Below are 14,351 nucleotides of genomic sequence, written 5' to 3'. Positions count from 1 at the left end.
AAATCTATCCTCCTGGCTGTGAGCTCGCTGAATGTCAGAATACAGGTTTTATACCAAAGGCAAATACACTGTTGCACTTGAAAGATCGGACGTAAGCCGGGCTTTCGATCTGACAGAGCAGGGTTATAAAAAACAGTTCGAGGAAGTTCGTGCCTCAGATGAAAAACAGGCACTCGCACGCTTCGCGGATATCCGCAGGGACAAACGCATCGACCAGCACAACTTTATGGCGGGTGCGGCCACGATGCCCCTGATTGGCGTATTAACAGCGATTGCTTTCTCTCTCTTCTGGCGAAAAAAAACGGGAAAATAACCCTGTGTTGATTCACTTTGTATGGGTTTAGCTTAGCCTGATATCAGAATAACCAGGGAGCAGGACGCCGTTCCCTTTCCACCTAAAAGGACTTATCCATGAAAAAGATCATTCCCATTTTCTGCTGTGCCCTGTTAGCCGGTTGTGTACCTCTCACTCCACACGAATGCATTAAAAAAAGCGCACTCGAAACCTGCAGCTATAACCGTTCAGGAAAAGTCGGGGACAACGATATCTATGGTCAGCAGGCATCTGGCATAAAAAAAGCGCTGGATGCTGCACTATCAGAGCCGCACGCCTGGAAGGGGAAACGCTGTAATGCCCATCTGGATTTCAAAATTGATGGCACCCTGGATAATTTTATTATCAAAGGGGGCGATAAAGATTATTGCAACGCGCTCAAAGTGGCGGCAAAACGCGCCAGATTTCCGGCTTTCACAGACCAGCATGTTTTCGATGTGATGGGATCAGCGCGCTGGAATATGGAAGGACAGCCCTGACACGCATCATGCCCGTTAAATCAGCCCACCAGACAGCCCGCAATCGCGGGCTGTCTGGCCTCTCAGCTCACCATTATCAGAACTGATAAGACACGCTGATATTCACGTTACGTGGCTCACCGTAAACGTAGCTGTTCATATAGCTGTAATATTCACGGTCAAAGAGATTATCGACGTTGGCCTGTACGGCAACCTGCTTATTCACCTGATAGCGGGCAAACAACGAGGCCAGCGGGTAGCTGCCCTGATATACCCGTACGCTGTCGCCGCTGGCATTGGTCACATCTTTAAACACCCGGTTCTGCCAGTTAATTCCGCCCCCAACGGAGAGCTCGGGGATCGCGGCTAACTGATAACGGGTGAAAAGCTTGAATGAGGTTTGCGGCTGATAGCTGTTGAACCGGCCACTTTTATCGCGTGCCACATAGCGGGTTGCGCCAAAGGTCAGCTGCAGATTATCGGTCAGCGCGCCATTCAGCTCGAACTCGGCACCCTTACTCACTGCACCTTTGGCGGCGTCATAGGCCTGCTCATTGCCGCTCAGATAAACGCCATCAATCGCCTGTCCGACGTTATCCTGCTCGATGCGGAAAATTGCTACGCTGGCGGTCAGCAGGCCATCGTTCCAGGCGGATTTCAGACCGGTCTCGTAACTTTTACCTGTCACCGGTGAGAGGTAACTGCCGTGAGTATCGCGATAAGTCTGCGGCAGGAAAATGGCGGTGTAGCTGCCATAGGCGGACCAGGTGTCATTAATGTCATACACCAGCCCTGCATAAGGCGTGGTGTTATTTTTGGTCATCTCTCCGCTGCTGCCATGGGTGCTCCATTGGGTATAGCGAGCGCCAATAATCAGCGACAGCGGATCGGCCAGCGACAGACGTGCAGCGCTATAGACTGATTTCTGACGAACAGTGTCATCATCGTTGAGATACCAGCCCTGCCATTCAGGCTCCGCAACGTTACCGCTCCAGCTGTTATTGAAAATTCCCATATCGGCGGCAGTGATTTCACCCGCCTCCGCATCGCTGAATCCATCCTGGCTGTAGGCGGCATTATGCTGGCGGCTGTAGCTTGCCCCGGCCATCAACAGGTGCTGACGACCCAGCAGTTCAAACGGGCCGCTGGCAAAGCCATCGATTGAATCCATTTTACGCTTGCCGCGATCCATACTGCCATAACCGGTAGTGCCTTCACCGCTCTCCTGATCGGGATTGCCCATCACATAGAGCAGCTTATCGCTGAAGGTATTCTCGGCGTGCGTGCCATTAATATGAATATTCCAGCCGTTATCGAAGTTATGGTCGATATCCGCAAAGACTTTGCGCGAATTAGTGTTGTAACGCGCCCAGTTAGCTGATGAATTCAGGCTGCGGTCGTAATGTGTCGTGGCGTTATTACTGTAAAACATCGGCAGGCCGCCCCAGGTTGGATTGCCGGTGTTGTCATCTTCATAGTCGTAGCCCAGTGACAGCGTCGTCTTATCGGTAAGGTCCGCATCAATCACGCCGTAGATGAATTTTTTGGTTTTTTGATAGCGATCCAGCCAGCTCTCCTGATCGGTATAACCCGTCACCACACGGCCGCGCAGGCTGCCATCGCTGTTAAGCGGGGCAGAAAGATCCGCCAAGTAGCGCTGCTTGTTCCAACTGCCATAGCTGGCACTCAGCGTGCCGGTCGCGGTTTTGCTGTCAGCATGTTTACGCACCATATTGATCGAGGCCGAAGGGCTGCCCGCTCCGGTCATCAGGCCGGTCGCACCGCGCACGATTTCAATACGGTCATAGATTGCCGTGTCGGACGCCGCGTCGCCGTAATTCCAGTTATCGTTAACCGAGGTCGGAATGCCATCGAAAGTGAAGTTGCTGACTTTGAAGCCGCGTGAATAGTACTCGGAGCGTTCACTGTCGATAAGATTGGTGGAGATACCGGTGGCGTTGGTCAGCACATCATTAACCGATTGCAGATCCTGATCCTGCATTCGCTGCTGCGTCACCACGCTGAGTGACTGAGGCACATCTCGCGGTGTCAGCATTAATTTGGTGCCCGCGCGGGTGGTCTGCACCGCGTAATTCTGCTTACCGCTGTCACTGGTTTCGTCAGTCGTGGCGCTGACCACCATATCCTGCGATGTCTCCTCCGCCGCCAGGGCGGGGTGGAAGAGGGCGTGTATCGCCAGTGTCAGTAATGAGACGCTAAAGCTGTTTCTGAAACCTGATTCCCTGCCACTACGAGCCATAAAATTTTCCATTAAAAATTGGTATTGAGTTAAACCGTTGTGTCTTTGGTTGTTATTTTTTATCCACTCATCTTCTGGAAAAAGACGCTCAGCCAGTTATGAGAACGCCAATGATAATCATTTGCTTTATATATTCTTCAAAGGATTCAATCGAAAGTGTAACCTTATGTTAATTATTTATAATTCAGTGTGATAGGCAGATATAAAGCCTTTTAGTTGCTGGTGTTTATCAGATTTGAAAGCAGAAAAAGGGCATTCAGGTGGAATTTAACGGGGCGGTTAAGCGGTTTAACGCGGGTAAAATGACCGGACAGGCATGCATAGCAGCGTCGTCATTTGATTACTGGCTGTTAATGCGTATGATTCTCATTCTTTATTTCCTGACGGAGTTCAGCATGAAATCGTTAAGCCCGCGCAAAGCCGCTGTTGCCATGGCAGTTGCCGCTGCCTTTAGCCTGACAGCGTGTCAGGCACCAGCTAAAAAAGCCGATGCGCCTGCCGCTGAAGCCCCAAAACCGGTTAATACCGCAGTGACACAACGCGCTCTGGGTGATGGTCTGTACGAAATGGCTTACTCCCCTGCGTCCAAAGCGTTGTTTGTCGCCAGCGCGCAGGCGTTTAAGGATGTGAACGGCGGCATGATCTATCGTCTCGATCCGGCCACGCTGACGACCAAAGGCGAAACGCATACCGACATGAAAAACTTCGGTACCGCTATCGATGAAAACGGTCAGGTGTTCTACACCACCAACTCACTGGATGGCGCGATCTCAAAAGTGGACGCCCAGAGTGGCAAAGTGCTGCAGCGTCTGGTGTTCCCGGGCAAGATCAGTAAAGAAGGCTATCCGGCGGGTGCGCGTGAAGTCCTGTGGCACGGCAACGAGCTTTATGTCGGTCGCGTAGCCGAACCGGGCTATATCTCCGTCGTGGATACCCGAACCTTTAAGCTGAAAACCGAGATTAAAAACGCCGGGAAATGGGTCACCGGTATCATCTATTCCCCGCTGACTGAGCGCATTTATGCGGCTAACGGCTCGGGTGAAATTCTGGTGATCAATCCACGCAGCCATAAAATCGAGAAGCGCTGGACCGCAGGCGATGGCAAAGAGTATCTGTTCCTGAACATGGCGGAAGATCCTGCTACCGGTCGCCTGTTTGTTACTGACGACTCCAAAGGCAAAACCACGCTGATCTTTGATGAGCGCACCGGCAAAGTGATCAAGCGTATCGAAGGTGATGCGATGGGCATCAAGTTCAACAATAAACGCAATGAGCTTTACATCAGCCAGCGCGAATCGAAGAAAGTGCTGCAACTGGATGCCACCACCTACGCGGTGAAAAACAGCTGGTCGTTTGACAAGAACCCAAACAGCCTGCTGATTGGCCCGGACAACAACACGCTCTATGTCACGCTTAAGGCGGAATTTAACAAAGATTCCTCCACCAAAGGCACTGACGAGATTGCCCGTATCGCGCTGCCGTAATCACGCGCTAAAAGCGTCACTCTGCATTGGCAGGGAAGCGATGCGAACAAAGTGAAAGCCCGCTCAGGGAAGCCTGAGCGGGCTTTCTTATTGAGAACAACGCCTCACATCATCTCACCCCATAACCAATCCGGTACAGCTCGCAAAACGATGAAGGTTGTGTGGATTCATCACTGACCCGGCTGAACGCTTCTCTCACTTTGCACTAAAAGCACAGGCATCTGAAATCCCCCTGCACCACACTCGATTATCGCTTTACACCTATATAGTATTTAACCTATATTAATAAGGAGATCCCGTGTGGATGATTAAAACGACGGAGAGGTTTGATCGCTGGTTTACCTTGCTTAATGAGAGCGATCGCGCCTGCGTACTGGCAGCATTAATGGTGTTGCGCGAAAAAGGGCCGGGGTTGTCCAGGCCATACGCGGATACGCTAAAAGGCTCTGTTTATATCAACATGAAAGAGCTGCGTATTCAGAGTCGCGGCGATCCGATAAGGGCTTTCTTTGCTTTTGACCCAAACCGAACGGCGATTGTGCTTTGTGCCGGAAATAAGGTGGGCAATGAAAAGCGTTTTTATCAGGAGATGCTTCCGGTTGCCGATCGGGAATTTACACACTGGCTGAATAGTTTTAAAGATGAGGAGTAACCAGATGGGCAGAACGCTTGAACAGCTTATTGCGGATGAAAAACCGGAAGTCGTTGCCGATGCACAGGCGATGGCGACGGATATCCTGCTCAACATTCACCTTGCCGAGCTGCGCGAGAAAGTGCAGAAAACACAGGTCGAAATGGCAAAGGCGCTGGGCATTACACAGCCTACCGTGGCGGGTATGGAGAAGCCGGGCCGCGATCTGAAGCTCTCCACGCTCAAGCGCTATATCGATGCGGCAGGGGGTAAGCTGCGGCTGGTGGTGGAACTGCCGGACGGCTCGCACTACGGGTTTGAGGTGTAAGCCATTCAGGCGGGGATGTCATGCCGCCTTGACCGAAAACATAAAAGCAAAAAGCCCGCTCAGGTTTCCCTGAGCGGGCTTTTCTAATTCTGGCTCCTCTGACTGGACTCGAACCAGTGACATACGGATTAACAGTCCGCCGTTCTACCGACTGAACTACAGAGGAATCGCTTGAACGGGGCGAATATTAGCGGCGCAGATCCCGCTTGTCAAAGCCCTGTTTACCGAATTGCGTTCAGATGCTCGTAAAAGCAGCGGATTGGCGATTTTTACCCGATTCTGCTGGATTTTCAAACTGCCAACAGGATCTCACTTTGCGGGCATTTCTCCGCAGATGTTAGAGGCATGTCAAAGTTTTGTTGTTTGCCGATGTTAAAACAACCGTTTCAGTGCTTTTATGATAAAAATTTCAAAACGTGATTATATGGAATAAATAAACTGCTTATCATCACGGTCGTCATTATCGTCTGAAAGTGAAACGCTATTTTGAAGTTAACTGTTTGCAGATCAAGTGATTGTGAAAAGGAGTGGTCGATCACAAAAATAGTCAGAACCTGAAGTCTTACCTCAAATTTCCCGAAACAGACGCCAGACAGGCTGGGTGAATGTAAAAGATATTTTTCATTCGCGGTCACAGCCGCTGAGCAAGTTAACAAATAAGAAGGGTCCCTATGAACATTAAAAAAACGATTGTCGCCTCACTGTTAGCCTGCATGTTACCTGCCGCGGTTATGGCAAAAGATATCTCAGTTGGCGTCTCCATGGCGCTGTTTGATGACAACTTCCTCACCATTCTGCGTACCTCTATGCAGAAAGAGATGCAGAAAGATGGCGTTAAAGGGCAGGTTGAGGATGCAAAAGGCGACGTTTCACAGCAGCTGCAGCAGGTTCAGAACTTTATCGGTCAGGGTGTTGATGCGCTGATCGTCAACCCGGTCGATACCAATGCGGTGAAACCGATTATGGACCAGGCGAGCAAAGCGGGTATCCCGCTGATCTTTGTCAACCGCCGTCCACAGGCTGAGCTGACCGGCAAAATGGCCTACGTCGGGTCCGATTCGGAACTGGCCGGACGCTTACAGATGGAAGCGCTGGCTAAAGCGATGAACGGCAAAGGCAACGTTGCCATCCTGATGGGTGACCTGGCGAATGAAGCGACCCGTGACCGTACCAAAGGTGTGGAAGAGGTTGCGGCTAAATTCCCTGGCATCAAAATTGTTCAGAAACAGACCGCCAAATTTACCCGTAACGATGCGGTAGACGTAGTCAGTAACTGGATGACCGCCGGTGATGAGATCAATGCCATCGCTTCTAACAACGATGAAATGGCAATCGGTGCGCTGCAGGCACTGGGTAAAAACCCGGACAAAATCCTGATCGCTGGCGTCGATGGCACACCCGATGCGCTGCAGATGCTGAAGCAGGGCAAGATGGTCGCCACGGTATTCCAGGATGCGCAGGGCCAGGGTGAAGGTGCGGTGCAGACCGCGGTCAAACTGGTAAATGGCGAAAAAGTCCAGAAAGTCATCAATATCCCCTACCAGCTGATTACCAAAGACAACATGGAACAGTTTACCAAGCGTAACCTGAAATAGTCGTTCCCGACCCAGCAGTACGGAGGTGATGTATGAACGCTTTTGCGCTTGAAGCCGAAGGCATCAGCAAGTTCTTCCCCGGCGTAAAAGCCCTCGACAACGTCTCGTTGCGGGTGCGTCCGGGAACGGTACATGCCTTGATGGGCGAAAATGGCGCGGGCAAATCCACTTTAATGAAGTGTCTGATCGGGATGTATCGTCCCGATCAGGGCACCATCAAAATTAAAGGGGAGCCGGTGCAGTTTCAGGACACCATGGACGCGTTGCGTTCCGGCATTTCAATGATCCACCAGGAACTCAACCTGGTGCCTTACATGACCGTCGCCGAGAATATCTGGCTGGGTCGCGAGCCGATGAGATTTGGCTTTGTCGATCACGCCCGACTTAATCAGATGACGCAGGAACTGCTCAACCGCCTGAATATCCGCCTGAAAGCCGATCGGATGGTGGGCGAGCTGAGCATCGCGTCGCAGCAGATGGTTGAGATTGCCAAAGCAGTTTCATGGGATTCAGACATCGTGATCATGGATGAGCCCACCTCCGCGCTGACAGAAACCGAAGTGGCGCATCTGTTTACCATCATTCGTGACCTGCGGGAGCAGGGCAAAGCGATCATCTACATCAGCCATAAGATGGATGAAATTTTCACCATCACCGACGAAGTCAGTATCTTCCGTGACGGCAGTTGGATCGCCAGCGATCAGACGTCGAAATATACCCGCCAGTCGCTGATTACCCAGATGGTGGGACGCGAACTGACCCAGCTGTTCCCGAAATTCAACAGCGCAATTGGTGAAGAGGTGCTGACGGTGCGCAATCTCACCTGCAAAGATCGTTTCACCGACGTCAGTTTCAGTGTGCGCCGGGGGGAGATCCTCGGCGTCGCCGGACTGGTGGGTGCGGGTCGCAGCGAGGTGATGGAGAGCCTGTTCGGCATGGAGAGCTTCGACAGCGGCGAGATCCTGATTGATGGCGTGCCGGTGACAATCGACTCACCCTCAACCGCGATTGAAAAGGGCATGGCGTTCCTCACCGAAGACCGTAAAAAGTCCGGCCTGTTTCTGGTGCTATCGGTAATGGAGAACATGAGCATCGTTAACATGCCGGAGTACAGCGGCAAAAGCGGGTTTGTCAGCCATGTGAAGATGGCGCAGGACTGCATGGATCAAATCCGTCGTCTCAACATTAAAACGCCAACCATGGATCAAATCATCAATAACCTCAGCGGCGGTAATCAGCAGAAAGTCCTGATTGCCCGCTGGCTGCTGGCGCAACCGAAGATTCTGATTCTGGACGAACCGACGCGCGGCATTGACGTCGGCGCGAAAGCGGAGATTTACCGCTTAATCAGTGAACTTGCCAACCGTGGCGTGGCTATCATCATGGTCTCCTCTGAACTGCCGGAAATTCTTGGCATGAGCGACCGGGTGATGGTTATGCACGGCGGGCGTATAACCGGCATCCTCGATAAAGAAGAAGCCGATCAGGAAACCATTCTGTCGTTGGCATCCGAGTGAGGCGCGAGACCACTATGAGCAATATGAAAGCTACTGCCACCCCGGCAGCCCCGCAGCAACCCTCTTTTTTTGCCAGCCTGCGTCATAAATTGCCGAAAGATACCGGCATTTTCGTGGTGATGGTGGGGATTGCGTTAATTTTTGAAATGTTCGGCTGGTACGTGCGTGACCAGTCTTTCCTGCTCAACACCAACCGTCTGATCCTGATTGTATTGCAGGTGGCGATTATCGGGATTATCGCCGTCGGCGTGACTCAGGTCATCATCACCACCGGTATCGATCTCTCCTCCGGATCCATTATTGCCCTAGCGGCGGTGGTGGCCGCGAGCCTGGCGCAGACCTCTGACAGCCTGTCGCCAATGTATCCGTCGCTGGTGAATATGCCTGCGGTGATCCCTATTGCGGCCGGTATCGGCGTCGGTTTGCTGGCGGGCGTGGTCAATGGTGTACTGATTACCCGCACCGGCATTCCGCCCTTTATTGCCACGCTGGGCATGATGGTGTCGGCACGTGGTCTGGCGCAGTATTACACCCAGGGCAATCCGATCAGCTTCCTTTCCGATGGCTTCACCTCAATCGGACAGGGTGCCATGCCGGTAGTCATTTTCCTGGTGGTGGCGCTGCTGTTCCATATCGCCCTGAAGCATACCCGCTACGGTAAATATGTTTACGCCATCGGCGGCAACATGACATCGGCGAAAGTCTCCGGTATCAACGTTAATAAGTATCTGATTATCGTCTACACCATTGCAGGCGCGCTCTCTGGCCTGGCGGGTGTGGTACTGGCGGCGCGCGTCAGCAGCGGTCAGTCAAGCATGGGGATGTCGTACGAGCTGGATGCGATTGCCGCAGCCGTTATCGGTGGCAGCAGCCTGATGGGTGGCGTGGGCCGTATCACCGGAACATTAATTGGCGCAGTGATCCTTGGCCTGATTAAAAGCGGATTCACCTTCGTCGGTGTCGATGCGTACATTCAGGACATCATCAAAGGGATGATTATTGTGGCTGCGGTCTCTATCGACATGCACCGTAACCGCAAAAAACGTTAATCAGCAGGCGTTGCCTTCTTCCGGATGCGGGAGAGGGCAACGGCTGCTTTTTATCATCCGGCATTCGCCAGCGATAAGAAATCCCGCTGATAGCGGTTACATTCACTCCCTGTTTTTCACGCCTCTGTTCAGGCCCTGCAAGCCTTCATCAGGTGCAATGCGTTTCCACTGCACTCAAACTGTACAGCCTGTCATCACTTTTCTGCACGTCTGACTCGCAGCGTCTGCACTGTCACAGTGCGCCTGACGGCTTTACTCTCTCTTCTCAGCCATTCCTGATCCTTATTAACCCATAAGAGGTAATCAGAAACGCTTATTTTCCGGGCCGTTAGGAAAAATCTGGCTGCTTGATGGCCTGAGTTTTTTAAACCTGGCCTGCATCTTGCAAAATCTCTGTTATCAGGGCGATGGGATCAGACCCATTTCGCTATTCGGGGTGAGTGACGGAGGCAAGATGAATTTAAGACGACTGAAGTACTTTGTGAAAATCGTCGATATCGGCAGTCTGACGCAGGCAGCAGAAGTGTTGCACATCGCCCAGCCTGCACTCAGTCAGCAGGTCGCGACGCTGGAAAATGAACTTGATCAGCAGTTGCTGATTCGTACCAAGCGCGGCGTTACGCCAACTGAGGCGGGTAAGATTCTCTATGGTCATGCGCGCACCATTCTGCGCCAGTGTGAGCAGGCCCAGACTGCGGTAATTAACGCCGGTCAGGTGCTGAGTGGACAGGTATCGATTGGGCTGGCCCCAGGGACGGCGGCTTCATCGCTGACCATGCCGCTGTTGCAGACCGTGCGCGATCAATTTCCGGAAGTGCTGGTTTACCTGCACGAAAATAGCGGCAGCGTGCTGAATGAGAAAGTGATGAACGGTCAGCTGGATATGGCGGTGTTGTACGATCGCGCGCCCACTGCTGGGATCACCAGCATGCCGCTGATGAAAGAGGATCTGTTTCTGGTAGGCGCCACCGATTACCCGGGAGCCAGCGTCGATCTGGCCGATGTGGCGCAGATGAGTCTGTTCTTACCGCGTGATTACAGCGCAGTGCGCAAGCGGGTCGATGAGGCCTTTTCGCTGCGTCGTCTGAGTGCACGCATCATCGGTGAGATCGAATCGATTTCAACCCTGACCGCAGCCATTTCCAGCGGCATGGGCGTGACCGTATTACCTGAGTCCGCCGCCCGTTCGCTGGTGGGTTCCACCGATGCCTGGATGTCACGCATCAACAGTCCGTCATTGAGTCTGCCGCTGTCACTTAACGTCTCCGCCCGGTTGCCGCTGTCACCTTCAGCGCAGGCAGTGAAGAACATCCTGCTGTCGCTGCTGAATAAGCCGCTGAGTGAGGAGCGGGAGTTGATGTTAGTGAGTTAAGAGGGCGCTTGCAGCGGGCTGGCAACCAGCCGGTTTCGCTTTGCAGCGGGCTCGTACTGAGCGGGTTACGCCCGCCAGGCGTTCGGGAGTTTCAGGTCACTTAGCCGCGCGTTAGCACTGAGCGGTTTACGCCCGCCAGGCGATGGAGGCTGTGAGCCTTTAGCAGCGGGTATGCACGGAGGAAGTTTCGCCCGCCAGGCGATGAGGAGTTTCAGGTTGCCTGTGCAGGCGGACGCGTCAAGGGGCGGACGCCCGCCCCTTAACAATCCCGGCGTCCGGCTGCCTGCGCGCCCCGCTGTGCGGGGTGCCTTCGTCACGCCCTGCGGCCGACGGACCGTCCGGACTCGCCATCCCTGGCTCGTACCGTCCTTTCGCCGACGTCCTTTCGCCGACGTCCTGTCGGCTCATCCTTGCCTCCGGTTGTTCCTCAGCGCTGCGGACGCCTCTGGTAAACCTTCGTCTGTAATTTCTGTATTTATTTGCTGCACAGAGCTGTTTACTGGCTGGACAGGAAGAGGTTCTATCTTTCCATTTCGACACAATGTGAACTTCATAGCACGAATGATAAATCCATGTTGGCGTGAAGAATTGCTGATGCGACTTTTAAATTATTCTGAATAGCTTTTGGGCACGTTTTTTTTCTCTGATACCGGGTTATTCCGCGATCTCTATATCTGAAACAATAAAACTTCAATCAGGTTGATTTCACGCTGTATGAAAATTGATCTGATGTTTGCCGGAAGATAGTTTAATCAGGCTGTGAAAGCAGTGGGCCTGTCAGCAGTAAACAGGCTGGCTTTCTCTTTTTAAAATGGAGTTTAAAACGATGGCTATTCCAGCTTATCTCTGGCTTAAAGATGACGGTAACAACATTATTGTCGGATCAGTCGACGTGGCAGGTCGTGAAGGCGCTATTGAAGTCCTCGACCTGAATCACGGCGTCATGCTCTCCACAGACAACGTGACGGGTAAAACAACCGCTGTCCGCGAACACGCTTCTTACAGTTTTGATAAAGAGATCGATAAGTCCAGTCCCTGCCTTTACAGGGCTGTGACCTCAGGTCAAAAGCTTTGCTCAGCGGAAATAAGATTTTACCGGATAAATGACGCGGGGCAGGAGGTGGAATATTTCATTACTTTGATGGAAGGCGTAACCGTTATCTGTGTGGGCCCGATGATGTATGACGTTAAATCCCGCTATGGTGAGGCGCGGGATCATCTGGAAACTGTAGAGCTGATTTACGAAAAAATTACCTGGCGATATGCAGACGGAAATATCGTCCACTCGGACAGCTGGAATGATCGAGTGACAGCATAAAGGAATATAACGATGACATGGACATATGAGCAAAGCACGGGTCACTTATACCACAACAGTGAATTTATTGAGGCCGGCTACTCAGGTAGTCTGACTAACAAAAATAATCCCGATCGCCAGCATGTAAGAGGGATGGGGCCCCTTCCTCAGGGAACGTACAGAATTGCAGGGCACTCCACATCAAAAGGACCCCTGACCATTATTCTGGTGCAGACTTCCGGAGAGTCTTTTGGCCGTTCGGCATTTCGCATTCATGGCGAAAGGGTCAATAAGCCAGCGGGCTTCGCCTCAGAAGGCTGCATCATTATGTCACTTGCAACCCGGCGACGCGTGCTGCGTGAAGGCGGGACGCTGGAGGTGGTCCGATGAAATATCTGATATTGATTGGCCTTCTGCCCTTCGCGGTCTGGGCTGGAGCGAATACATCCGACTGGGAAAATTCGCTGAAGGGCATCGCGTCAGGAGAGCAAGCCTGGCTTGCAAAAGTGCCCCAACTGGCAGCTACGGCTGATGTTCAGCAGGCAACCCGGATGGAGGATGCCCTTGCCTCGGCGTTAGCAAAGAATACCCCGGGCGTGCTGGAGACGCTCCGGGTTATTGACGCCAGATCCTGGCCCCATATGGCAGGTACAGACATTGTCTGCAGCGTTCCGGCTGAGCAACCTACAGCCTTTATAGAGGATTTTTATCAACAAACCCGTCTGGCGCTACTGGCAACTGACCAGGGTGCGACCTGTCTGTGGATCCTGGAAGCAAGCTATGAAGAGATGAAAGCAGAGAGCGCCAGAATGCGTAATCTATCGCCTTCTGTAAAATAGCCTCTCCCCCAGACCGGGTTTCAGTCAAATTCTGAAGTCCGGCCGCCCATCTCAAACCTCTCTGTACCCCCAAAACCCACCCCGTTATTCCCTAAAGTCATAAATGCGAATTTTTTAGTATTTCCGGTTATCAATAATAGTTCTTACCATCAGATAATCAGATTATGTAAAGGGAGGTAAATACCGTGAATTTCCAGCAGCTTAAAATCATCCGCGAGGCGGCCCGCTGTGAGTTTAACTTAACGGAAGTCGCTAACACGCTGTTTACCTCCCAGTCGGGAGTAAGTCGGCACATCCGCGACCTGGAAGATGAACTCGGGGTTGAGATCTTTATTCGTCGCGGCAAGCGCCTGCTGGGGATGACCGAGCCGGGCAAAGCGCTGCTGACCATCGCTGAGCGTATCCTGGATGAAGCGGGCAAAGTGCGACGTCTGGCCGATGTCTTTACCAATGAAACCAGCGGCATCCTGACCATAGCCACTACCCATACTCAGGCGCGCTACAGCCTGCCGAAAGTCATCAAAGCGTTTCGTCAGCTCTATCCTAACGTCCGGCTTGAACTCAATCAGGGTTCGCCGCAGGAAATTGTCACCATGCTGCTGGCGGGTGAGGCGGACATTGGCATCGCCAGTGAATTACTGGTCAACAACAGCAGCCTGGCGGCGTTCCCCTGGTTCAGCTGGCATCACGCCTTACTGGTGCCGAAAGGACATGAACTGGTGCAGAACCAGCCGGTTTCACTGAGCACGCTCAGCCGCTATCCGCTGATCACCTACCGGCAGGGTATCACCGGACGTTCGCGGGTTGACCGTGCATTCCAGACGGCCGGTTTAAAACCAGATATCGTGCTCAGCGCTCAGGACTCCGATGTGGTGAAAACCTACGTCAAACTCGGTTTAGGCGTGGGGATACTGGCCGATCAGGCGTGTGAAACTGAAGAGAGTGAAGAGCTGGTGCGCCTCGATGCCACGCATCTGTTCGATGCCAGCACCGTATGGCTCGGCCTCAAGCGCGGCCAGCTGCAACGCAACTACGTCTGGCAGTTCCTGGAACTCTGCAACGCCAACCTGTCGCTGGAAGAGATCAAGCGTCAGGCGCTCTCCTACAGCAATGACGACGAACCGGTTATCGACTTCCAGATTTAAGCACACGGCGCATCCACCCGGATGCGCGCCTGTTTCCGCACG

14 protein-coding genes and 1 tRNA gene are annotated in these 14,351 nt (G+C 52.7%); 13 read left to right on the top strand and 2 right to left on the bottom strand.

What is annotated here, in order from left to right; genetic code table 11:
* Positions 1-31 precede the first annotated feature (31 nt).
* Entirely contained in the window at positions 32-313 is a 282-nt protein-coding gene (locus AFL22_RS01660; protein ID WP_052270639.1) for a hypothetical protein, read from the top strand.
* Between the two features lie 98 nt (positions 314-411).
* A complete protein-coding gene (locus AFL22_RS01655) occupies positions 412-813 on the top strand; it encodes a cell envelope integrity TolA C-terminal domain-containing protein (protein ID WP_052270638.1) in 402 nt (133 codons plus the stop codon).
* 76 nt (positions 814-889) lie between these two features.
* Here the strand turns inward: AFL22_RS01655 and fhuE are convergent, their stop codons facing one another.
* Complete coding sequence (fhuE, locus tag AFL22_RS01650) at positions 890-3,052, bottom strand: ferric-rhodotorulic acid/ferric-coprogen receptor FhuE (protein WP_072123793.1); 2,163 nt, start codon at positions 3,050-3,052, stop codon at positions 890-892.
* Positions 3,053-3,447: 395 nt separating this feature from the next.
* Here fhuE and AFL22_RS01645 point away from each other — a divergent pair, with 395 nt between their 5' ends.
* The 3 genes from AFL22_RS01645 to AFL22_RS01635 all read left to right on the top strand — a co-directional run bounded on the left by AFL22_RS01645 (position 3,448) and on the right by AFL22_RS01635 (position 5,495).
* Entirely contained in the window at positions 3,448-4,536 is a 1,089-nt protein-coding gene (locus tag AFL22_RS01645; protein ID WP_052270695.1) for a YncE family protein, read from the top strand.
* A 298-nt stretch (positions 4,537-4,834) separates the two neighbouring features.
* Positions 4,835-5,188 carry a type II toxin-antitoxin system RelE/ParE family toxin gene (locus AFL22_RS01640; RefSeq protein ID WP_010670918.1) on the top strand — a complete coding sequence of 118 codons (354 nt, stop codon included), beginning with the start codon at positions 4,835-4,837 and terminating at the stop codon, positions 5,186-5,188.
* Between the two features lie 4 nt (positions 5,189-5,192).
* On the top strand, positions 5,193-5,495 hold the full coding sequence (locus tag AFL22_RS01635; RefSeq protein ID WP_010247918.1) for a helix-turn-helix domain-containing protein: 303 nt from the start codon (positions 5,193-5,195) through the stop codon (positions 5,493-5,495).
* 90 nt (positions 5,496-5,585) lie between these two features.
* On the opposite strand, the gene AFL22_RS01630 is transcribed toward AFL22_RS01635, so the two are convergent.
* A tRNA-Asn gene (locus AFL22_RS01630) sits at positions 5,586-5,661 on the bottom strand.
* 505 nt (positions 5,662-6,166) lie between these two features.
* Here AFL22_RS01630 and AFL22_RS01625 point away from each other — a divergent pair.
* From AFL22_RS01625 to cbl, 8 genes are all read left to right on the top strand, one after another.
* Positions 6,167-7,090, top strand: coding sequence for a sugar ABC transporter substrate-binding protein (locus AFL22_RS01625; RefSeq protein ID WP_031591254.1), 924 nt, complete (start codon positions 6,167-6,169; stop codon positions 7,088-7,090).
* Positions 7,091-7,122: 32 nt separating this feature from the next.
* Positions 7,123-8,607 carry a sugar ABC transporter ATP-binding protein gene (locus AFL22_RS01620; protein ID WP_010247905.1) on the top strand — a complete coding sequence of 495 codons (1,485 nt, stop codon included), beginning with the start codon at positions 7,123-7,125 and terminating at the stop codon, positions 8,605-8,607.
* 23 nt (positions 8,608-8,630) lie between these two features.
* Positions 8,631-9,656: an ABC transporter permease gene (locus AFL22_RS01615; protein ID WP_174819610.1), complete on the top strand. Its 1,026-nt coding sequence runs from the start codon at positions 8,631-8,633 to the stop codon at positions 9,654-9,656.
* 454 nt (positions 9,657-10,110) lie between these two features.
* A complete protein-coding gene (gene nac, locus AFL22_RS01610; RefSeq protein WP_010247899.1) occupies positions 10,111-11,028 on the top strand; it encodes a nitrogen assimilation transcriptional regulator NAC in 918 nt (305 codons plus the stop codon).
* A gap of 826 nt (positions 11,029-11,854) precedes the next feature.
* Positions 11,855-12,346, top strand: coding sequence for a type VI secretion system tube protein TssD (gene tssD, locus AFL22_RS01605; protein ID WP_052270694.1), 492 nt, complete (start codon positions 11,855-11,857; stop codon positions 12,344-12,346).
* A gap of 12 nt (positions 12,347-12,358) precedes the next feature.
* Entirely contained in the window at positions 12,359-12,715 is a 357-nt protein-coding gene (locus tag AFL22_RS01600) for a tlde1 domain-containing protein (protein WP_010247892.1), read from the top strand.
* Positions 12,712-13,164, top strand: a complete 453-nt coding sequence (locus tag AFL22_RS01595) for a hypothetical protein (protein ID WP_010670915.1) — start codon at positions 12,712-12,714, stop codon at positions 13,162-13,164. Before AFL22_RS01600 ends, AFL22_RS01595 begins: the two co-directional genes overlap by 4 nt.
* Before the next feature lie 185 nt (positions 13,165-13,349).
* Positions 13,350-14,309 (top strand): HTH-type transcriptional regulator Cbl, encoded by a 960-nt coding sequence (gene cbl, locus AFL22_RS01590; protein ID WP_010247887.1) that lies wholly within the window; start codon positions 13,350-13,352, stop codon positions 14,307-14,309.
* The last annotated feature ends 42 nt before the right edge of the window (positions 14,310-14,351 follow it).

Origin of the sequence: Pantoea sp. CFSAN033090 (assembly GCF_001264395.1) — a bacterium.
In the GTDB taxonomy this organism is placed as follows: Bacteria; Pseudomonadota; Gammaproteobacteria; order Enterobacterales; family Enterobacteriaceae; genus Pantoea; species Pantoea agglomerans.
This window is presented reverse-complemented; position numbering and strand designations above follow the sequence as displayed.